19 protein-coding genes and 1 other RNA gene are annotated in these 21,014 nt (G+C 63.8%); 14 read left to right on the plus strand and 6 right to left on the minus strand.

Annotated elements, in window-relative coordinates; translation table 11 throughout:
• The first annotated feature begins 144 nt into the window (after positions 1-144).
• A complete protein-coding gene (locus A9D60_RS22700; protein ID WP_065269685.1) occupies positions 145-2,046 on the plus strand; it encodes a 5'-nucleotidase C-terminal domain-containing protein in 1,902 nt (633 codons plus the stop codon).
• A 63-nt stretch (positions 2,047-2,109) separates the two neighbouring features.
• Positions 2,110-2,208, plus strand: an RNA gene (gene ffs, locus A9D60_RS22705) — signal recognition particle sRNA small type.
• A 191-nt stretch (positions 2,209-2,399) separates the two neighbouring features.
• Here the strand turns inward: ffs and A9D60_RS22710 are convergent.
• The gene (locus A9D60_RS22710; protein WP_065269686.1) at positions 2,400-3,233 is read right to left on the minus strand and encodes a prephenate dehydratase; all 834 of its coding nucleotides are present in this window, start codon (positions 3,231-3,233) and stop codon (positions 2,400-2,402) included.
• Between the two features lie 119 nt (positions 3,234-3,352).
• Here A9D60_RS22710 and A9D60_RS22715 point away from each other — a divergent pair, with 119 nt between their 5' ends.
• On the plus strand, positions 3,353-3,862 hold the full coding sequence (locus tag A9D60_RS22715; RefSeq protein WP_065269718.1) for a c-type cytochrome: 510 nt from the start codon (positions 3,353-3,355) through the stop codon (positions 3,860-3,862).
• Positions 3,863-3,947: 85 nt separating this feature from the next.
• Here A9D60_RS22715 and A9D60_RS22720 read toward each other — a convergent pair whose 3' ends face one another.
• Positions 3,948-4,184 (minus strand): putative hemolysin, encoded by a 237-nt coding sequence (locus tag A9D60_RS22720; protein WP_019298218.1) that lies wholly within the window; start codon positions 4,182-4,184, stop codon positions 3,948-3,950.
• 217 nt (positions 4,185-4,401) lie between these two features.
• On the opposite strand from A9D60_RS22720, the gene A9D60_RS22725 reads away from it, so the two are divergent.
• From A9D60_RS22725 to A9D60_RS22740, 4 genes are all read left to right on the plus strand, one after another.
• On the plus strand, positions 4,402-6,315 hold the full coding sequence (locus tag A9D60_RS22725) for an extracellular solute-binding protein (RefSeq protein WP_065269687.1): 1,914 nt from the start codon (positions 4,402-4,404) through the stop codon (positions 6,313-6,315).
• Between the two features lie 10 nt (positions 6,316-6,325).
• A complete protein-coding gene (locus A9D60_RS22730) occupies positions 6,326-7,411 on the plus strand; it encodes a microcin C ABC transporter permease YejB (protein WP_065269688.1) in 1,086 nt (361 codons plus the stop codon).
• Positions 7,412-7,560: 149 nt separating this feature from the next.
• The gene (locus A9D60_RS22735; RefSeq protein ID WP_065269689.1) at positions 7,561-8,667 is read left to right on the plus strand and encodes an ABC transporter permease; all 1,107 of its coding nucleotides are present in this window, start codon (positions 7,561-7,563) and stop codon (positions 8,665-8,667) included.
• Positions 8,668-8,827: 160 nt separating this feature from the next.
• Positions 8,828-10,420 carry an ABC transporter ATP-binding protein gene (locus tag A9D60_RS22740; RefSeq protein ID WP_065269690.1) on the plus strand — a complete coding sequence of 531 codons (1,593 nt, stop codon included), beginning with the start codon at positions 8,828-8,830 and terminating at the stop codon, positions 10,418-10,420.
• Positions 10,421-10,681: 261 nt separating this feature from the next.
• On the opposite strand, the gene hemN is transcribed toward A9D60_RS22740, so the two are convergent.
• Complete coding sequence (hemN, locus tag A9D60_RS22745; protein WP_065269691.1) at positions 10,682-12,037, minus strand: oxygen-independent coproporphyrinogen III oxidase; 1,356 nt, start codon at positions 12,035-12,037, stop codon at positions 10,682-10,684.
• Between the two features lie 62 nt (positions 12,038-12,099).
• Between hemN and fnrL the strand changes: the two genes are divergently transcribed.
• The gene (gene fnrL / locus A9D60_RS22750) at positions 12,100-12,840 is read left to right on the plus strand and encodes a transcriptional regulator FnrL (RefSeq protein ID WP_065269692.1); all 741 of its coding nucleotides are present in this window, start codon (positions 12,100-12,102) and stop codon (positions 12,838-12,840) included.
• A 20-nt stretch (positions 12,841-12,860) separates the two neighbouring features.
• Here the strand turns inward: fnrL and A9D60_RS22755 are convergent, their stop codons facing one another.
• The gene (locus tag A9D60_RS22755) at positions 12,861-13,733 is read right to left on the minus strand and encodes a LysR family transcriptional regulator (protein ID WP_065269693.1); all 873 of its coding nucleotides are present in this window, start codon (positions 13,731-13,733) and stop codon (positions 12,861-12,863) included.
• A gap of 117 nt (positions 13,734-13,850) precedes the next feature.
• On the opposite strand from A9D60_RS22755, the gene glyA reads away from it, so the two are divergent.
• Positions 13,851-15,170 carry a serine hydroxymethyltransferase gene (glyA, locus tag A9D60_RS22760; RefSeq protein WP_065269694.1) on the plus strand — a complete coding sequence of 440 codons (1,320 nt, stop codon included), beginning with the start codon at positions 13,851-13,853 and terminating at the stop codon, positions 15,168-15,170.
• 195 nt (positions 15,171-15,365) lie between these two features.
• The gene (locus tag A9D60_RS22765; protein WP_039189143.1) at positions 15,366-15,623 is read left to right on the plus strand and encodes a GlsB/YeaQ/YmgE family stress response membrane protein; all 258 of its coding nucleotides are present in this window, start codon (positions 15,366-15,368) and stop codon (positions 15,621-15,623) included.
• Between the two features lie 67 nt (positions 15,624-15,690).
• Here A9D60_RS22765 and A9D60_RS22770 read toward each other — a convergent pair whose 3' ends face one another.
• Complete coding sequence (locus A9D60_RS22770) at positions 15,691-16,530, minus strand: universal stress protein (RefSeq protein ID WP_065269695.1); 840 nt, start codon at positions 16,528-16,530, stop codon at positions 15,691-15,693.
• 205 nt (positions 16,531-16,735) lie between these two features.
• Here A9D60_RS22770 and ccoN point away from each other — a divergent pair, with 205 nt between their 5' ends.
• Genes ccoN through ccoP form a run of 4 tightly spaced genes read left to right on the plus strand, consistent with a single transcriptional unit; the run spans position 16,736 to position 20,175 of the window.
• Entirely contained in the window at positions 16,736-18,346 is a 1,611-nt protein-coding gene (ccoN, locus tag A9D60_RS22775) for a cytochrome-c oxidase, cbb3-type subunit I (RefSeq protein ID WP_065269696.1), read from the plus strand.
• 14 nt (positions 18,347-18,360) lie between these two features.
• Positions 18,361-19,089 (plus strand): cytochrome-c oxidase, cbb3-type subunit II, encoded by a 729-nt coding sequence (gene ccoO / locus A9D60_RS22780; RefSeq protein WP_065269697.1) that lies wholly within the window; start codon positions 18,361-18,363, stop codon positions 19,087-19,089.
• Positions 19,090-19,102: 13 nt separating this feature from the next.
• Positions 19,103-19,309: a CcoQ/FixQ family Cbb3-type cytochrome c oxidase assembly chaperone gene (locus tag A9D60_RS22785; protein ID WP_019298205.1), complete on the plus strand. Its 207-nt coding sequence runs from the start codon at positions 19,103-19,105 to the stop codon at positions 19,307-19,309.
• Complete coding sequence (gene ccoP, locus A9D60_RS22790) at positions 19,306-20,175, plus strand: cytochrome-c oxidase, cbb3-type subunit III (RefSeq protein WP_065269698.1); 870 nt, start codon at positions 19,306-19,308, stop codon at positions 20,173-20,175. The genes A9D60_RS22785 and ccoP overlap by 4 nt, the downstream gene beginning before the upstream one ends.
• Before the next feature lie 77 nt (positions 20,176-20,252).
• Here ccoP and A9D60_RS22795 read toward each other — a convergent pair whose 3' ends face one another.
• Positions 20,253-20,813: an outer membrane protein gene (locus tag A9D60_RS22795; RefSeq protein WP_065269699.1), complete on the minus strand. Its 561-nt coding sequence runs from the start codon at positions 20,811-20,813 to the stop codon at positions 20,253-20,255.
• Positions 20,814-21,014: the final 201 nt, after the last annotated feature.

Genomic DNA, 21,014 nt, shown 5'->3' on the forward strand with positions numbered 1-21,014 from the left:
GACGCAGGGTCATTTTGCAGCGGAGCAGGGCGCAACAGGGCGGCAGCGTAAGACGCGTGTGAAAAAGTTAACACGCACTGCAAAGGAACCTTTGCAAATCGTGGAAACGCTGATTCAAATAACGCGAAACAAAAATGGCGCCGAATGGTGCAAGAGGAGCAGCGGGCAGGCGGTGTCAGCAGAACTTCGGACATGACAGGCGGGGCGGCGGCCTCCAAGGCCCGCAGTGCCGGGGAATTGCATGTGCTGGCCACTACGGACCTGCACTGCAACCTGCTGAGCCACGATTACTATGCAAACCGGCCGGATCCCGCCATCGGGCTGTCGCGGGTGGCGGCCCTGATCGCTGAGGCGCGCGCGCAGGCCGCGGCCCGGGGGGCGGCCTGCATCCTGGTCGACAATGGCGACGGTTTCCAGGGGGTGCCGCTGGGCGATGTCCTGCCGCAGGCCGCGGGGCCGCATCCGCTGGTGCGGGCGTTCCAGGTGCTGCAGTATGATGCGGCGGGTCTGGGCAACCACGATTTCGACATCGGTCTCGACGCGCTGGCTGCGGTCACGTCGGATATGCCCTGCCCGGTGCTGTGCACCAATCTGCGGGCGGCGCATCCCGGCCTTATGCTGCCGTTTGCCTCCTCGGCAGTGCTGGAACGCCGGGTGCCGGGCTGCCCGGATCTGCCGCCGGTCCGGATCGGACTGCTGTCGGTTCTGCCGCCGCAGACGCTCTCGTGGTGCCGGCAGGCGCTGCAGGGACAGCTTCAGGCCGCTGGCATCGTGGAGGCCGCCGCAGAGCAGGCCGGGCAGCTGAAGGCGCAGGGCTGCGATCTGGTGCTGGCGCTGGCTCACACAGGCCTGGCGCCTGCAGGCGGCGACCGCAGCGAAAATGCCCTGGACGAACTGGCCGGGCTGCCGGACATCGATGCCCTGGTTGGCGGCCATACCCACCTGACACTGCCGCACCCGGATCACCCCTTCACCAAGCCGGTGGCGATGCCGGGGGCGCATGGTTCGCACCTTGGTGTGATCAGGCTGGAGCTGGAGTATTCCCCGGGCGGCTGGCACGTGGCTGACGGATCGGCCGCTCTGCAGCCGGTTTCGCAGCCGGGCGCGGCCGGGGCCGCAATGCCGCTGGCGGAAGAGGATCCTGACCTTGTGCAGGCGCTGGCAGAGGATCATTCCCGCACGCTGGAAAGAATGCAGGAGCCGGCAGGCCGCAGCCCGGTGGCGATGCATTCCTACTTTACCTTTTTCGCACCGGACCGCGGCCTGTCCCTGACCGCCAGCGCCCAGGCCGCTGCGGCGCGGGTGCTGTTGCGCGGCTCTGCCGGTGAAGGCCTGCCGCTCTTGTCGGCAGCGGCACCGGGCAAATTCGGCGGCCGCTCCGGTCCGCAGTCCTATACCGATATCGCGGCCGGGGATCTTTGTGCCCGCAACATTGCCGATCTTCAGGTCTTCCCGAATGAACTGCGGGTGGTTCAGGCCACCGGCGCCCAGCTGCAGGACTGGCTGGAGATGTCAGCCGGGCTGTTCAACCGGATCGTGCCGGGCAGCTCTGGCCAGCGGCTGACCGACCCGCTGCGGGCGGGGCATAACTTTGATGTGATCTTCGGGCTCAGCTACCGGATTGATGTCACGCAGCCGCCGCGGTTTTCCGCGTCCGGAGAGCTTATCAACGCGGCGGCGCAGCGGATCACGGATCTGTGCTGGCAGGGCCGTCCTGTGGACCCCGGCCAGCATTTTGCGGTTGCGGTCAACAGTTACCGGGTCAGCGGCGGCGGCCGCTTCCGGATGCTGGAGGCGGCCCGGGAGCTGCCGCTGCCGCCCTTGCGTATCCGGCAGGCGATCCGCGACTATATTGCCGGCCGGCTGCCGCCGGAGCCGCTGGCGGACGCGCCTTATCCCTGGCAGCTGGCCCCGGTGCCGGACACCTGTGCAGTGGCGGTGACCGGTCCCGGCGCAGCAGAACACCTGGCGGAGCTGCCCGCCGGGCTGGCCGTCCCGCGCGGATTTAACAGTGCGGGTTTCTGGGAGCTGGACCTGCAGCTTTAGGCACCCCGAAGCGGTGCCGCAGGCGCCCTTGCCATTCCCGGCAGCGGTCCTTATATCGGGATTCGAGAGGTTGGCGCGGGCAAGCGCCTCGCCAACCTGGTCAGGTCCGGAAGGAAGCAGCCACAACGAGCCCCGCTTGGGTCGATGTCCAGCCTCTCACTTATCCCCCGCACCATTCAGGCAGAACAGTATTGCTCCCGCCCGCTTTGGCGCAATCAAAGATTGCACCGCGCCGTTGGGCCGGGCGCCACGCTGGCGCGTGGCGGGTTCCGTCTCTTCCTCTGGCCGAAAATTTCCTGGTGTGAATTGGACGCACGGCCAAGAGGGGCAATGCCCCTCCGCCTGTTCCGCGCTCAGAACCGGCCGTTGTCAGCCGGGTAAACGCCGAGGATTTCCACATTGGTGGTGAAATAGCTCAGCTCGTCCATCGCCAGCTGCACATTGGCATCCTCGGGGTGGCCCTCGATATCGGCATAGAACTGCGTCGCGGTGAACGAGCCGTCCACCATGTAGCTTTCCAGCTTGGTCATGTTGATCCCATTGGTGGCAAAACCGCCCATCGCCTTGTAGAGCGCCGCCGGGATGTTGCGGACCTGGAACACAAAGCTGGTGATCATGTTGTGGGCGCCGCGGCGGGTGTAATCGATGTCCTTGGCCATGATCAGAAAACGGGTCGTGTTGTCGCCGTTGTCCTCAATATGGCGGGCCAGCACGTTCAGCCCGTAGATCTCGCCCGCCAGCTCGCTGGCCAGCGCGGCGGAGTGGATGTCGCCGGCCTCTGCCACGTCCCGGGCGGCACGGGCGTTGTCGGGGCTGACGCGGCCGCGGATGCCATGCTCGCGCAGGAAGGTGCCGCATTGCGGCAGCAGCACCAGATGCGAATGCGCCTCGCGGATGTCCTCCAGTTTTGCTCCCGGCACCGCCAGCAGGTTGATATGCACCCGCACAAAGGCCTCGTCGATGATATGCAGCCCGCTGTGCGGCAGCAGCCGGTGGCTGTCGGCCACGCGGCCGTAGGTGGAGTTCTCCACCGGCAGCATCGCCTGCTCTGCCTCGCCACTGCGCACCGCCTCCAGAATCTCCTCAAAGGTGCGGCAGGGCAGCACCTCCATGCCGGGGCGGGCAATGCGGCAGGCCTCGTGGCTGTAGGAGCCAAGCTCCCCCTGAATGGCGATTTTGCGGCTCATGGGTGTGTTCCCCGTGCAAAACTTCAAGAATTGGGCGTTTCGTCGCGCTGTCTATACCTTGCCACTTGCAAGGGGAAGCCTTAGACACCCGGGCAGACAGCTAAATGGACCCGCGATTCATGTTTGACACAATGACCCTTACCAAAGCGACCGCAGGCGTCTGCGGCGCGTTCCTGGTTCTCCTGCTGGGCAAATGGGCTGCCAGCAGCCTGTATCACGTGGACAGCCATGGTGAGGCCGCCTATGTGATCGAAGTTGCCGCGGCCGAAGATGCCGGCGGCGATGAGCCGCAAGTCAGCTTTGAAGAGCTGATGGCCTCCGCCGACGCCGCAAAAGGCGCCAAGGTATTCAAGAAATGCTCCGCTTGCCACAAGCTGGAAGACGGCGCCAACGCAACCGGCCCGTATCTGTACGGTGTGGTTGGCCGCGACATCGCTTCGGCATCCGGTTTCGGCTATTCCGGCGCGCTGACCGGTCTGGCCGGCAAGGCCTGGACCCCGGAAGAGCTGGACGCCTTCCTGACCAAACCGTCGGCCTACGCATCGGGCACCACCATGTCGTTCTCCGGCCTGAAGAAACAGGGCGACCGGGTGAACCTCATCGCCTACCTGGACAGCCTGGACAACTAATCCTGTCCGCTGTCCCAGCCATCCAATTGAAAAAGCCGCTGCGGTAAGCAGCGGCTTTTTTGATGTTCGCGTGAGTGGTCCTTGCTCAGGCCGGATTGTTTTCCCGGTAATAGGCCAGCGCATCGCGCTCCGTGCCGTCGGGCAGGATGCAGACGCCGATCGTGCCCGCCTTGCCGCTGCGCAGCACGTAGCTGCCGCCGGTCTGCACGCAATAGGCCTCTTCCGGGCTGGTGTAGACGACTTCCTCTTCCTGCTGGGCGCAGGCGCTGAGCGCGGCGGCCCCGGCAACCGCAAGGGCGGCAAATCTCATTGACTTCAGCATCGCAAACTCCCTCGTTTCATAACGCAATCGTGATATGAGGCTGGCAGGCAATTTTATTGCGGGCAAGCGCGGCCTTGAAAATGCGTGGTTTTCGGCTGCTTTGTGCCAAGAGAGCCGGGGATATCACCTAATCTCAACTTGAATGTTACCGCCCCCGGACATTAGCTTGGGGCCGGATAACCCGGGCCAAAGTTCCGGGCACAGGAGGTCATGGCAGATGAATACCGCCCAAGCTGCAGCGCGTGTGCGCGCCAAGGACAGAGTGAACCCGCTGCAGGCCGCCGCCGCGCTTGCGCTCGGCTTGATCCTGACGCTGGCCGCCGTCACGCTGGCGCGGGCGGAGGAGACCATCATCAAGGCGCATGGCTTTGCCGAATTCGGAGAGCTGAAATACCAGCAGGGTTTTGACCATTTCGACTACGTGAATCCTGAGGCCCCCAAGGGCGGCGAATTGTCGATCTCTGCCGTCGGCACTTTCGACAGCATGAACCCCTACACCCGCAAGGGCCGGGCAGGGGCGCTGTCCTCAGCCCAGTTCGAAAGCCTGCTGGTGGACTCCTATGACGAGCCCGGCTCCTACTACGGCCTGATTGCCGAAAGCCTGGAATACCCGGAAAGCCAGGACTGGGTGATTTTCAACCTGCGTCCCGAAGCAAAGTTTTCTGACGGCAGCCCGGTCACCGCGGATGATGTGGTGTTCTCCCACAACATCTTGCTGGAGCAGGGGTTGAAATCTTATGCCGAAGCGGTGCGCAAACGTATCCCCAAGGCCGAGGCGCTGGGACCGCACCGGGTGAAATTCTACTTCTCCCCGGATTTCCCGCGCCGGGCGATGATCACCCAGGTCGGCGGCACCTCAGTCTTTTCCAAGGCCTGGTTCGAGGCTGACCCGGAAAACCGCCGCATTGACGAGCCCCGCCTGGATCCGGGCATCGGCTCCGGGCCTTATGTTCTGGAAAGCGCCGACGTGAACCAGCGCATCGTCTACAAGCGCAACCCGGACTACTGGGGCAAGGGCCTCAACGTGAACGTTGGCCGCCATAACTATGACCGCATCCGGGTCGAGTATTTCGGCGATGATGTTGCCGCGATGGAGGGATTCAAGGCCGGGGTCTATACCCTGCGCCCCGAAAACAACTCCAAGAACTGGGCCTCCAACTATGAATTCGCCGCAGTCGACAAGGGCCATGTGATCAAGGGTGAGTTCCCCGACGGCAACGTGCCGGCCGCCAGCGGGTTTGTGATGAACCTGCTGAAACCCAAGTTCCAGGACATCCGCGTGCGCGAGGCGATGCAGCTGGCGTTCAATTTCGAATGGACCAACGAAAGCCTGCAGTATGGGCTGTTCCGGCATCGCTCCTCCTTCTGGCAGGATTCGCCGCTGGCCGCCGAGGGCCTGCCCGAGGGCCGCGAGAAAGAGGTGCTGGAGGCGCTGGGCGATCAGATCGACCCGTCCATCCTGACCACTGAGCCGGTGATGGCACATGCCTCCAAGGCGTCGCGCCCCGGCGACCGCAAGAACCTGCGCCGGGCAATGAAACTGCTGGACGAGGCCGGCTGGACCGTCGGCGATGACGGCATGCGCCGCAACGCGCAAGGCGAGCCGCTGAAGGTCGAATTCCTCGCCGACAGCCCGACCATCGAACGCATCGTGCAGCCCTATGTCGCCAACCTGCGCACCATGGGTGTGGATGCGGTGCTGAACCGGGTCGATTATGCCCAGTACACCAGCCGCCGCCGAGAGAAGGAGTTCGACATGATCTCCTCTGCCTATCCGATGTCGCTGGAGCCTTCGACCGGCCTGTACCAGTACTTCGGCTCCGAGGCGCATGAGTATTCGGTGTTCAACCCGGCAGGCCTGGCAGATCCGGCGGTGGATGCGCTGATCGGCAACATCGTCGATGCCAAGACCCAGGAAGAGCTGCGCGCCAACGCCCGCGCGCTGGACCGGGTGCTGCGGGCCAAGCGCTTTGTGGTGCCGACCTGGTATCTGGATGTGAACTGGATTGCCTATTGGGACATGTACCGCCAGCCGGAAAACCTGCCGCCTTATGACACCGGTCTTCTGGACCTGTGGTGGATTGATGCTGAGCGCGAGGCGGAGCTGAAAGCCGCCGGCGCGCTGCGGTAAGGGACCTGAGATGGCAGCCTATATCCTCCGGCGTCTGTTGCTGGTGATCCCGACGCTGTTCGGCATTCTGGTGGTGAACTTTGCCCTGGTGCAATTCGTGCCCGGCGGTCCCGTCGAACAGATCATTGCCCAGCTTGAGGGCGGCGGCGACGTGTTCGAAGGTTTCGCCGGCGGCGGCGGGGATGCGGGTACCGAGGCGATCAGTGCCAATGAAAACTACGCCGGCCGCCAGGGTCTGCCGCCGGAGCTGATCAAGGAACTGGAAGAACAGTTTGGCCTCGACAAGCCGCCCTTGGAACGCTTTCTGACGATGCTGGGAAACTACGCCCGCTTTGATTTCGGAGAGAGCTATTTCCGCAAGATCGACGTGACCGACCTGGTGCTGGAGAAAATGCCGGTCTCGATCTCGCTCGGCCTGTGGTCGACGCTGATTGCCTATCTGATCTCGATCCCGATGGGCATCCGCAAGGCAATGCGCGACGGCTCGCCCTTCGATACCTGGACCAGCGGCGTGATCATCGCCGCCTACGCGATCCCCGGTTTCCTCTTTGCCATCATGCTGCTGGTGCTGTTTGCCGGCGGCTCCTACTGGCAGATCTTCCCCCTGCGCGGGCTGACGTCGGACAACTGGGAAAGCCTCAGCCTGTTCGGCAAGATCGCGGATTATTTCTGGCACATCGCGCTGCCGGTCACCGCCTCCACCATAGCGGCCTTTGCGACGCTGACGCTGCTGACCAAGAACTCCTTCCTCGACGAGATCAAGAAGCAATACGTCATGACCGCTCGCGCCAAGGGCCTGAGTGAGAACCGGGTGCTCTACGGCCATGTGTTCCGCAACGCGATGCTGATTGTGATTGCGGGCTTCCCGGCGGTGTTCATCGGCGTGTTCTTTGCAGGCTCCCTGATCATCGAGACAATCTTCTCGCTCGACGGCCTCGGCCGGCTGGGGTTCGAGGCCGCAGTGGCGCGCGACTACCCGGTGATGTTCGGCACCATGTATATCTTCGGCCTGATGGGGCTGGTGGTCGGCATCATCTCCGACCTGATGTATGTGGTGGTCGACCCGCGCATCGACTTTGAAAAGCGGGAGGGCTGATCCATGGCTTTCCCTATAAGTCACAAAGGGCGGTGCCCGGCCCGGCGGGGTGGAAGCGAAGCGCCCGCCCCGTGGGGGGCGGGACGGGCGCTGCCCGGCCTTGCGGCCGTGTGTAAGATATCTGTTTTTGGGCGTGGGTGGACTAAGTGATGAAGCTCTCCCCCCTCAATCAGCGCCGCTGGCGCAACTTCTGCCGCAACCGCCGCGCCTACTGGTCGCTGTGGATCTTCGCGGTGCTGTTCGGCCTGTCGCTGTTTGCCGAGTTCATCGCCAACGACAAGCCGATCCTCGTAAGCTACCGCGGCGAAATCCATGCACCGGTGTTCAAGTTCTACCCGGAGACCCAATTCGGCGGAGATTTCCAGACCGAAGCCGTCTATAGCGACCCGGAGGTCGAATGCCTGATCCGCTCCGGCGGCATCGAGGACTGCTTTGACGAGCCGGACACCATCCTGAAGGAGATCGCCGCGGGCACCTATGCAGGCGAGGACTTCCACGAAGGCTGGACCCTGTGGCCGCCGATTCCCTACAGCTTTGACACCACCGTGGACCGTCCCGGCGCGGCGCCGCTGCCGCCCGGCGGGCTGAACCTCCTGGGCACGGATGACACCAAGCGCGACGTGCTGGCTCGGGTGATCTACGGCTTCCGCCTGTCGATCCTGTTCACCCTGATGGTGACGGGTGCTGCCAGCATCATCGGCATTCTGGCAGGCGCGGTGCAGGGCTATTTCGGCGGGCTGACGGATCTGGTGTTCCAGCGGGTGATCGAGGTCTGGGGCTCGGTGAACTCGCTCTATGTCATCATCATCATGTTTGCGATCCTGGGCCGCAGTTTCTGGCTGCTGGTCTTCCTGATGGTGCTGTTCGGCTGGACCGCGCTGGTCGGGGTGGTGCGGGCCGAGTTCCTGCGCGCCCGCAATCTGGAATATGTCCGCGCCGCCAAGGCGCTGGGGGTCGGCAACCTGACCATCATGTTCCGCCACATGCTGCCCAATGCGATGGTGGCGACGCTGACGATGCTGCCCTTCATCATCACCGGCACCATCGGCCTGCTGGCAGGTTTGGATTTCCTCGGCTTCGGCCTGCCGTCCTCGGCGCCCTCGTTGGGGGAGCTGACGCTGCAAGCCAAGCAGAACCTGGAGGCGCCCTGGCTTGCCTTCACCGCCTTCTTCACCTTTGCCATCATGCTGTCGCTCTTGATCTTCATTTTCGAAGGCGTGCGCGATGCCTTCGACCCGCGGAAGACGTTTTCATGAGTTGGACAGGCGATAGTAATGTGTTCCGCCCGGCGGCACGCCGGGCAGTGCCCGTCCGCCCCGTTTTGCCGGAGGCAAACCTTCGGTTTGACGGGTGGGCACTTCGTTTCCGCCCTCGGACGGGCACTGCCCTCATCGTGGTGCCGCAAGGGGAAAAACAATGACCACAAATGCCTCCCCCCTGCTGAACGTCCAGAACCTCCGCGTCTCCTTCCGCCAGGACGGCAAGGTGACCGAAGCGGTGCGCGGCGTCTCCTTCTCCGTCGGGCGCGGCGAGACCGTTGCGCTGGTGGGCGAGAGCGGCTCCGGCAAATCGGTCTCAGCCCTGTCCACCGTCTCGCTCCTGGGCGACAGCGCCATGGTGAGCGGTTCCGTCACCTATGATGGCACCGAGATGGTCGGCGCCAGCGAGCGCCACCTGATGCAGGTGCGCGGCAATGACATCAGCTTCATCTTCCAGGAGCCGATGACCTCCCTCAACCCGCTGCACACCATTGAACGGCAGCTGGAAGAATCCCTGGCCCTGCATCAGGGACTGACCGGCAAATCCGCCCGCGCGCGTATTCTGGAACTCTTGGAGAAGGTCGGCATCCGCGACGCCGAAAATCGTCTCACCTCCTACCCGCACCAGCTCTCGGGCGGGCAGCGGCAGCGGGTGATGATCGCCATGGCACTGGCCAACAAGCCCGACATCCTGATCGCGGATGAGCCGACCACCGCGCTGGACGTCACCATCCAGGCGCAGATCCTCGACCTTCTGGCAGACCTCAAGAAAAGCGAAGGCATGGGGCTGCTGTTCATCACCCATGACCTCGGCATCGTGCGCCGCATCGCCGACCGGGTTTGCGTGATGAAGAGCGGCGAAATTGTCGAGGAAGGCCCGGCGGCCGAAATCTTCGCCAACCCGCAGCATCCCTACACGCAGAAACTGTTGGCGGCGGAACCCTCAGGCCAGCCGCAGCCGGTGCTGGCGGGCGCGCAGGAACTGGTGGCGGCCAAAGACCTCAAGGTCTGGTTCCCGATCCAGCGCGGCCTGCTGAAGCGCACCGTCGGCCATGTGAAGGCGGTCAATCCGATGTCGGTTTCGGTTCGGGCAGGCGAAACCCTGGGCATCGTCGGTGAGAGCGGCTCCGGCAAGACCACCCTGGCGCTTGCCATCATGCGGCTGATCGCGTCCGAGGGCGCGGTCACCTTCCAGGGCCAGGACCTGCGCAAATGGTCCACCCGCGATTTGCGCGCGCTGCGCAAGGACATGCAGATCGTGTTCCAGGACCCGTTCGGCTCTCTCAGCCCGCGGATGACCTGCGCCCAGATCATTTCCGAGGGCCTCGCCATCCATAAGGTCGACCAGCACCGCGACAGCCGCGAACTGGTGGCAGAGGTGATGACGGAGGTGGGGCTGGATCCGGCTGCGATGGACCGCTACCCGCATGAGTTCTCCGGCGGCCAGCGGCAGCGGATTGCGATTGCCCGCGCCATGGTGCTGCGCCCCAAGCTGGTGGTGCTGGACGAACCCACCTCGGCGCTGGACATGACGGTGCAGGTGCAGATTGTCGAACTCTTGCGCGATCTGCAGGCACGTTATGGGCTGGCCTATCTGTTCATCTCCCACGACCTCAACGTGGTGCGGGCGATGTCGCATCAGGTCGTGGTGATGAATCAGGGTGACGTTGTGGAAACCGGCGCGGCAGAGGAGCTGTTTGCCAATCCGAAACAGGACTATACCCGCAGGCTGCTGGCGGCGGCGGGATAGACAGCTCCCAGGTTAACGCTTTGGCAGGCTTTGCAGCATCTATGCGTTCGCAGCCCGCGCAACGCCCAGAAATTGCGGCAGCGCGTTTGACCAAATGTTTCGCGCGCGAAACATTTGGTCAGCATTGCTGATCTATTGAGAGGCCGCTGAAAAGCACCGGAACCCTCCCGCGCCCGCAGGTGCCCCGGCTGCACCAAGATCCCTCGGCGGCCTTGGGCGCGGCGGCGACGGGCGGGAGAACTCCTACCCGGCAGTAAGGGATCAGATGGCGGTGCTGTGGCCTGCGTGGCTCAGGTCATAGGCATCAAAGCTGCGGGCGATCATCCGGGTCAGCGGGCGGGCTTCCTCGCGGATGCTCAGCCCCTTTGCGGAAACCTCCAGCATTCCCGGAAAGGCTGCGCTGGTCTCAGCAAACATCCGGTCCAGGTCTGCCTCAATAACGGCAAAGCGCGACAGGATTTCCTCGCGGCAGATGCGGAAATCGCACATCAGCGCCTCGATCAGCCGCGCCCTCAGCAGGTCCTCGCCGCCAAAGGCATGGCCGCGGGCGGTGGCGAACTGGCCGTCGCGGATGGCGCGGACGTAGGCCGAGGTGGAGGGCGCGTTTTGCGCGTAGCCTTGCGGGAACCGCGAGATCGCCGAGGCGCCGATGCCGATCAGCACCTCCGCCGGATCGTCGGTGTAGCCCTGGAAATTGCGGTGAAGACGTCCGGTCCGCTGCGCCACCGCCAGCCCGTCGTGCGGCCGCGCAAAATGGTCGATGCCGATCTCCCGGTAGCCGTCCCACTGGAACAGCTGGCGGGCGGTTTCGAACAGCTCCAGCCGGGCCTCCGGGGTGGGCAGCGCATCGGAGCGGATCATAGTCTGCCGCCCGGCCATCCAGGGAACATGGGCATAGCCGTAGACTGCCACCCGGTCCGGTGTCAGCGACAGCAGTTTCTGCACGCTTTCGGTCATGATCGCGGGCGTCTGGTGCGGCAGGCCATAGAGGATATCCGCATTGAGGCTGCGGATCCCATGTGCGCGCAATTGCTCAATGGCGGCGCGTGTGGCCTCAAAACTCTGGATGCGGCCGATCGCCTGCTGGATGGTGCTGTCAAAATCCTGCACGCCCACAGAAGCGCGGTTCATGCCCGCGGCGGCCAGCGCATCCAGCCGCCGGTCTCCGATTTCGTTCGGGTCGATCTCGACCGAGAACTCCGCCCGCGGCGCCAGTGGAATGGCCTTGGTGATTGCGGCCGCCAGATCGCGGATCAGATCCGCACTCAGCAAGGTCGGAGTGCCGCCGCCCCAATGCAGGCGCGACAGGGTGATGCCCTCGGGCAGTTGCGCCTTCAAAAGCGCAATCTCAGCCTTCAAAACCTGGACATAGGCCTCCACCGGGGCATCGGAATGGGTGCCCTGCGTGCGGCAGGCGCAGAACCAGCACAGCCTGCGGCAGAAGGGAACATGCACATAAAGCGAAATGCTGCTGCCGGGGGAAATCTTTGAAATCCAACTGGAAAACTGCGTGGAATCCGTCTCTTTCCCAAAGTGCGGCGCCGTTGGATAACTGGTGTAGCGCGGCACTTTGGCGTCAAACAAACCCAGTTCGGCCAATTGAGCTTTTTGTTCCATTCAATTAGCGTTATGGGAACGCGCGAACCAGAGCCTTGACCCAGATCAAACGGGACCAACGAATGAACGCTCCAGTCCTTTCCCATTCCAGATGCGGCGACTGCCCGATCCGTCACCGTGCTGTTTGCGCGCGCTGCAACGCGGATGAGCTGGAGGAGCTGGACGCGATCAAATACTACCGCACTTATGAGGCCGGCCAGCCGATCATCTGGTCCGGCGATGTGATGAACTTTGTAGGCTCCGTGGTCTCTGGCATCGCGTCCCTGACCCAGACGATGGAGGACGGGCGCACCCAGATGGTGGGCCTGCTGCTGCCCAGCGATTTTGTCGGCCGCCCGGGCCGCGAAGGCGCGGCCTATGATGTGGCGGCGACCACCGATGTGGTGATGTGCTGTTTCCGCAAGAAGCCGTTCGAAGAACTGATGGAGCGCACCCCGCATATCGCCCACCGGCTGCTGGAAATGACCCTGGACGAACTCGACGCCGCGCGTGAGTGGATGCTGGTGCTGGGCCGCAAGACCGCGCGTGAGAAGATCGCGAGCCTGTTGTCGATCATCGCCCGCCGCGATGCCTCGCTGACGCCGGGCGGCGCCACCAACCGGATGGTGTTCGACCTGCCGCTGACGCGGGAGGCAATGGCCGACTACCTGGGCCTGACGCTGGAAACCGTGAGCCGCCAGATCTCGGCGCTCAAGCGGGACGGCATCATCGAGCTGGAAGGCAAGCGGCATGTGACCGTGCCCGACATGCGCCGTCTGATGGAAGAGGCGGGCGACGACAGCGACGGCGGCTTCCTGGGCTGAGACCCCGTTCCGGGTATTTCCTACCTGTTTTCCGTCAGCCAGCGCGCCACCCGCGCCGCCGGGCTGCGCGGGCCGGAGGGGCGCAGGCTCCACAGCCGCAGGCCGCGCGGCAGGCTGGCCGTCACGGCAAACGGCGCCACCAGCCTGCCGCTGTCCAGAAGCGGCGCCACCAGTGCCTGATGGCCGATCAGCACCCCTGCGCCATTGATAGCTTCCTCCACCGCCAGCGAGTAAAGCGAGTATTCCGGCCCCCTCAGGTGCAGGATCTCACCGGGGCAGGCGGTCTGCAGCCAGTGTTCCCAATCCTGCGCCCAGACCGCGTCTGACAGGCAGGGCACATTCTGCAGGTCGGCGGGGGTGTGCAGATGCTGCGCCAGCGCCGGCGCGCAGACCGGAAAGATCACGTCCTGTTCGATCACCTCGCCCAAATCGCCGCCGTAGAACAGGCACAGGTCATAGGGCGTGCGCTTCAGATTCGGCGGCTCCTCGGTGGCTGTGACCGAAACCACCATCTCCGGCATTGCAGCGCGCAATTCTGGCAGCCGCGGCGACAGCCAGAACTGGGCGATGGCGGGCAGGGTGGCGATATGGACGGTGCTGGGCTGGGCTTCTTCGCGCAAGGTGCGGGTGGCGGCGTTCAATTGGTCGAAGGCCGCTGTGAACTCCGGCAGCACCCGCGCGCCAAGCGGCGTCAGCGTCACCTGCTTGGGGCGGCGATGGAACAGCTGCGCCTGCAGCGCGTCCTCCAGCGACTTGATCTGGGCCGAGACCGCGCCGGGCGTCACGCCCAGCTCCTGCGCGGCGGCGGAGAAACCGCCGAGGCGCGCGGCGGCCTCAAAGGCGCGCAAGGCGGTCAGCGGCAGCGATTGGGCAGGGGGCGGGGAAACAGCCATGACTTAGACTCAATTTTTCTAGCCCTAGTTTTCTGGAAAACTGATTTGCAGGCAAGGGGGCATCGGCGCTTTGATGGGGGCAGAGAGAAACCCGCCACCGCGCGAAGGAGACAGACCATGACAGAGCTTGCCCGCCGCAACTGGGTGCCCGCCGCCTGTGAAGATTACGTGCAGACCGTGGCCGCCAAGACCGCCGCTGCCACCAGCGCAGTGACCGCTGCGCGGCTGACCGCGCTGGCGGATCTCAACACGCAGATCCACGACCGCGACTGCTTCAACCTGAACCCGGCCACCAATGTGATGAACCCGGCGGCAGAGGCGCTCTTGGCCACCGGTCTCGGCAGCCGGCCGTCGCTGGGCTATCCCGGCGACAAATACGAGATGGGGCTTGAGGCCATCGAGGAGATCGAGGTGATCGCCGCTGAGGTCGCCGCAAAGGTCTTCAACGCGCGGTACGCGGAGATCCGGGTGGGCTCGGGTGCGCTGGCGAACCTCTATGGCTTCATGGCGCTGACCAAACCCGGCGATGCCATCATCGCGCCGCCTGCCGCGGTGGGCGGGCATGTCACCCATCACGCGGGCGGCTGTGCCGGGCTTTACGGGCTTCAGACCCATCCGGCGCCGGTGGATGCGGATGGCTATACCGTCGATCTGGACGCGCTGCACGATCTGGCGCGCGAGGTGCGGCCCAAGCTGATCACCATCGGCGGCAGCCTCAACCTGTTCCCGCATCCGGTGGCAGAGGTGCGCGCGATTGCCGATGAGGCGGGCGCCAAGGTGCTGTTCGACGCCGCCCACCAATGCGGCATGATTGCGGGCGGCCATTGGGCCAACCCGCTGGAGCAGGGCGCGCATATGATGACGATGAGCACCTACAAGAGCTTGGGCGGTCCTGCTGGCGGGCTGATCGTCACCAACGATGCGGAAATCGCCGAGCGGCTGGATGCCATCGCCTTTCCCGGCATGACCGCGAATTTCGACGCGGCCAAATCGGCGGCACTGGCGATGAGCCTCTTGGACTGGGTGGAGCATGGCGCGGGCTATGCCAAGGCGATGGCGGACCTGTCGCTGGCACTGGCCGAGGCGCTGGCGGGGCAGGGACTGCCGGTCTTTGCTGCCGCGCGGGGCATGACGCAGTCGCATCAGTTTGCACTGGAAGCGGCGGAATTCGGCGGCGGCCAGGCGGCGTCGAAGCATCTGCGCAAGGCGGGCTTTCTGGCCTGCGGCATCGGCCTGCCCATTGCGGAGGTGCCGGGAGACATGAACGGCCTGCGCATCGGTACGCCGGAGCTGGTGCGCCGCGGCGTCACGGTGGCGGATGCGCCCAAGCTCGCAGACCTGATCGCCCGCGCCCTACGGGTAGAGGACCCGGCAGCCATGGCGCCGGAGGTTGCCGCGTACCGTGCCGGTTTCCAGGGGATGCATTACGTTCGCTGAGGCCGGACGAAAGGAAACGAGGCTCTCCCGCGCGTGCCCGGCTGTGCCGGACCCGCTCTCCCAACGGGGGAACGCCTTTCGCAGGAAAGGCGGACGACAGGCGGGAGAGGTTCTGGTTGCCGGACCTGACGGCAGCGGGTGACCTGGAGCCGCGGTTGTGTTCTACTATTGCGGTAACAACACATGGAGGCGGCAATGCAGTTTGGAAGTCTGATCGGGATGCTGATCATCGGGGCGCTGGCGGGCTGGCTGTCAGGCAAGATCATGCAGGGGCGCGGCTTTGGCATCCTTGGCAATATCATTGTCGGCGTGGTTGGCGCCTTCCTCGCCGGCACCATCTTTCCGGCGCTGGGGTTTGCCGCGGGCGGCGGCTTTTTCTGGTCGCTGATCCACGCCACAATCGGTGCGGTGATCCTTCTGTTCCTGATCGGCCTGATCCGCAAGGCAGGCTAGGTCCCGGCTACGGCCACGAAAAAGGCGCCCCGCGGGGCGCCTTTCTGTTTGTACAGCCTAGCTGGCCTTAGTGGGCCATCAGCACCGGCACCGCGGCTTGTTCCAGCATGTTGCGGGTGGCGCCGCCAAGGATCGCCTCGCGGAAGCGGGAATGGCCATAAGCTCCCATAACGATCATGTCGGCGGCGGTGTCGGCGGCGTGGCGGTTCAGCACGTCCGACACCCGGGTCAGCGTCTTGCTGAGCACGTCGATTTCGCAATTGACCCCGTGGCGGGCCAGCATTTGCGCCAGCATGCCGCCGGGATCCGAGCGTTCGGGGCCGTGCTGCGGCGGGTCGATCACCGCGATGCGGACCAGATCGGCAGCTTTCAGGAACGGCATCGCCCGGCGGATCGCGGTCATCGCCTCGATGCTTTCGTTCCAGGCCACCAATACAGTCTTGGGCTGCTTCAGCGGCGCAGCCTTGTCCGGCACCACCAGTACCGGTGCGCGGCCCTCAAACAGTGCGGCTTCGACAATCGGCTCTGCCTCGGCACGCTTGTCTGGCCCGTAAGGCTGGCCCAGCACCACAAGGTCGGAAAACCGTGCAGCCCGCGCCACATGGCGGCCGATGTCGGCGATCTGGGCGACGCCGCTGTCGGTGCCGTAGGCCGCGCCTGCCTGCTTCAGGGCCGCGTCGGCCCGGGCCTGGACCTCTTCAGCCTCTTCCTGCGCGCGGGCCAGCGTTTCCTGCAGCACCATCGCATTGGCCCCGGCATAGTAGTATCCAGTCTGGGTACGGTCGACGCCAAGGCAGAGCGCATCGGCATGGGCGCCGAATTCCTCAGCCAGAGCCGCAATTTGCGCCAAAGGCGCCGCTGCGGTGTCCGCAGCTGTCAGAACGGTAAGTAAGGACTTGTAGGACATTGACACCTCTCGGCGGAAAGTGCACCGCAATCCTGACGGGTGCCGGTGCGTGGAGTTTCACTGCTCGGGAAGAAGTGTCACATGTTGCCCGGAAATGTCTTGATGCAGATCAAGGCGGCAGAAAGGCGCGTTTTGCATGAAGGGCGCGGTCTAATAACGTTCCCGTATCCGCAGGATTCGCGGGAGCATGGCAAAGGGACGCAAGATGTCTAATTATATCAAGCTGATAGCGCTTGGTCTGATCACGCTGTTTGCGATGATCGGCACCAATTACGCGCGGGATCTGGCTTACCAGGTGCACGCGATCATCGTGATGATCGTGGCTGGCGGCCTGTTTCTCTACACTTTGCGCAGAACCGACGAGCCGAAAATGGCACCCGCCGGTCTGGAAAATGAGTATTTCGACAGCGTGATCCGCGCTGGCACGATTGCAACCGCCTTCTGGGGCGTGGTCGGGTTCCTGGCGGGAACCTTCATCGCGTTTCAGCTGGCATTTCCGGCGCTGAACTTCGAATGGGCCGAGGGCCTGGCCAACTTTGGCCGCCTGCGCCCGCTGCACACCTCTGCGGTGATCTTTGCCTTTGGCGGCAACGCGCTGATCGCGACCTCGTTTTACGTGGTGCAGCGGACCTCTGCTGCGCGCCTCTGGGGCGGCAACCTGGCCTGGTTCGTGTTCTGGGGCTACCAGCTGTTCATCGTGCTGGCAGCAACCGGCTATCTGCTGGGCGGCACCCAGTCCAAGGAATACGCTGAGCCCGAATGGTACGTCGACCTGTGGCTGACCATCGTCTGGGTTGCCTATCTGGCGGTGTTCCTGGGCACCATCATCAAGCGCAAGGAGCCGCATATCTATGTGGCGAACTGGTTCTACCTGTCGTTCATCGTCACCGTGGCGATGCTGCACCTGATCAACAATATGACCATCCCGGTCTCGATCTGGGGCTCCAAGTCGGTCATCGTGTGGCCTGGCGTGCAGGATGCGATGATCCAGTGGTGGTACGGCCACAACGCAGTGGGCTTCTTCCTGACCGCGGGCTTCCTGGGCATGATGTACTACTTCATCCCGAAACAGGCCGAGCGTCCGGTGTTCTCTTACAAGCTGTCGATCATCCACTTCTGGGCACTGATCTTCCTCTACATCTGGGCCGGTCCGCACCACCTGCACTACACCGCGCTGCCTGACTGGGCCTCGACCCTGGGCATGGTGATGTCGGTGATCCTGTGGATGCCTTCCTGGGGCGGCATGATCAACGGCCTGATGACCCTGTCGGGCGCTTGGGACAAGCTGCGCACCGACCCGGTGATCCGGATGATGGTGATCTCGCTGGGCTTCTACGGCATGTCCACCTTTGAGGGCCCGATGATGTCGATCCGCGCGGTGAACTCGCTGTCGCACTACACCGACTGGACCATTGGCCACGTGCACTCCGGCGCGCTGGGCTGGAACGGCATGATCACCTTCGGCGCGCTCTACTACCTGGTGCCGGCGTTGTGGAAGCGCGAGAGCCTGTACAGCCTGCGCCTGGTTTCCTGGCACTTCTGGCTGGCCACCCTCGGCATCATTCTCTACGCCGCTTCGATGTGGGTGACCGGCATCATGGAAGGCCTGATGTGGCGTGAAGTGGACGCCAACGGCTTCCTGGTGAACTCCTTTGCCGACACCGTGGCAGCGAAGTTCCCGATGTATGTGGTGCGGGGCTTGGGCGGGGTGATGTTCCTCACGGGGTCCATCATCATGTGCTACAACCTGTGGATGACGGTCCGTAAGGCGCCGGCCAAAGAGGCCAGCCTGACGGTCCAGGTCCCGGCTGAATAAGGAGCCAGGAAGCTATGTCTATTCTCGACAAACATAAGATCCTCGAGACCAACGCGACCCTGCTGCTGATCTTCAGCTTCCTGGTCGTGACTATCGGCGGCCTGGTGCAGATTGCACCGCTGTTCTACCTGGAAAACACCATCGAGAAGGTGGAGGGCATGCGTCCCTACACCCCGCTCGAGATGGCGGGCCGCGAGGTCTATATCCGGGAAGGCTGCTATGTCTGCCACAGCCAGATGATCCGTCCGATGCGCGACGAGGTCGAGCGCTACGGCCACTATTCGCTGGCGGCGGAGTCGATGTATGACCGCCCGTTCCAGTGGGGCTCCAAGCGGACCGGGCCGGATCTGGCCCGCGTCGGCGGCCGCTACTCGGACGAGTGGCACGCAGACCACCTGCGTGATCCGCAGTCGGTGGTGCCGGAATCGGTGATGCCGAAATACGGCTTCCTCGAAGAGAAGAAGATCGACGGCAAGTACATCGGCGACATCATGGCCACCAACGCGCTCCTGGGCACGCCCTACACGGACGAGATGATCGAAGCCGCACAGGCTGACTTCCGCGCCCAAGCCGATCCGGACAGCGACTATGACGGGCTGCTGGAGCGCTATGGCGAGGATATCAATGTGCGCAACTTCGATGGTCAGCCGGGGATCTCCGAGGCCGATGCGCTGATCGCTTATCTGCAGATGCTGGGCACGCTGGTCGACTTCTCGACCTTCACCCCGGACGCGAGCCGCTGAGGGAGGGGCAGAGATGGAACTCTATACACTCCTCAGGCAGTTCGCCGACAGCTGGATGCTGCTGTTCCTGTTCACCTTCTTCATTGGTGTGATTGTCTGGGCGTTCCGCCCGGGCAGCACCAAGGCCTACAAGGACACCGCAAACATCCCGTTCCGGCATGATGACGCACCTGCACCCAGCCAGGACCAACCCGCCGCGACTAAGGAGGCGAGGGCATGAGCAAGAAATCGCAGAAATTCGAAGGCGATCCGAACACCACCGGCCACGAGTGGGACGGGATCGAGGAATTCGACAACCCGATGCCGCGCTGGTGGCTGTGGACCTTCTATGCCACCATCATCTGGGGCGTGCTGTACACCATCGCCTATCCGGCATGGCCGCTGATCAACGGCGCCACCGCCGGGGTGCTGGGCTGGTCAACCCGCGCCGATGTCGCGGCGGAGATCACTGCGGTGGAAGAAGCCAACGCGCCGATCAACGCCAAGCTGGAAGCGGCTGATCTGACCGCCATTGCGGAAGACCCGGAACTGGGCTCCTACGCGGTGTCTGCCGGTTCCGCCGTGTTCAAGACCTGGTGCGCCCAGTGCCACGGCTCTGGTGCGGCGGGTGCCAAGGGTTATCCGAACCTGCTGGATGACGACTGGCTCTGGGGCGGTTCGGTGGAGGACATCCACACCACCGTCAGCCACGGCATCCGCAACGAGGACAGCGACGAAGCGCGCTATTCCGAGATGCCTGCATTCGGCCGCGACGAGCTGCTTGAGAAGGAGGAGATCTCTCAGGTGGTCAACTATGTGATGTCGCTGTCGGGTGAGCCGCAGGACGCGTCCAAGGTTGAGGCGGGTTCCGTTGTCTTCGCCGACAACTGCGCCTCCTGCCACATGGAAGACGGCACTGGCGACCGCGCACAGGGCGCGCCGAACCTGGCAGATGCGATCTGGCTCTATGGCGGCGACTACGCCACCCTGACCGAGACCGTCAGCAACTCGCGCTATGGCGTGATGCCGGCCTGGAACACCCGTCTGACAGAGGCGGAAATCCGCGCGGTTTCGTCCTACGTCCACCAGCTGGGCGGCGGCGAGTAAGCAGCACCGGAATCAGAAACAGCAAAGGGGCCGCGGATTGCGGCCCCTTTCTCTGTGCAACACTACTGGCTGGCGGTTCAGAATCTGAACATTGCCCGGAAATGCAGGGTACCGAAATCAACATCATTGCCGTCGGTGCCGAAGTCATCAAACTTGTGATGCTGATATTCGCCGCCGATCACCCATTGGTCGTTGATCTGGTGGTCGTAGCCGAAGCCGATGACATATCCAGGATCGTCGAAATCAATGCTGGTCACACCCGACAGCCCGTCAAAATTGGTGTAGGCAAAGCCGAGCGTGCCGTAGAGCAGCCCATCGCCCAGATCATAGCCGGCCCGGAGTTTCAGCCGGGCGATCCCATCGAAATCGCCGGTTGCGCCGCCGGAATTGATCGAAAGATCGGTGAAATCATATTGCAGTTCGGGGCCGATTGCCCAATCGCCCAGATCCCAGAGGTAGCCGATGGCAAAACCTCCCACGGCGCCATCGGTGTCGAGATCGGTGAGCGTGCCGAGGTCGAAATCCCCGGATCCGTATCCGATCTGGCCGCCTGCGTAGCCGCCTTCCCAGTCGCCGGCAAATGCAGGCGTGGCGGCGGCGGAAAAGAGGAGCAGGGCGGTGAGACATTTGCTTTTCATAACACACATACCTTCTAACAGTTGGAGCCGGGAAGCCGGCAGCAGCACTTGTGAAATAAGATAACTCAGCTTCCGCAGAGGAAAGGCCTGCGGGTACCGGGGGCGCATAATCCGCCCTTGGCAGGCGGTCTTTTGCCATCTTGCAGCCCGTGTGCGCTGGTTTTTGCTCAACGCGCCTGCCGCCGCGGCGGAGAAGGCTGT

Source organism: Leisingera sp. JC1, assembly GCF_001679925.1.
Lineage (GTDB): Bacteria > Pseudomonadota > Alphaproteobacteria > Rhodobacterales > Rhodobacteraceae > Leisingera.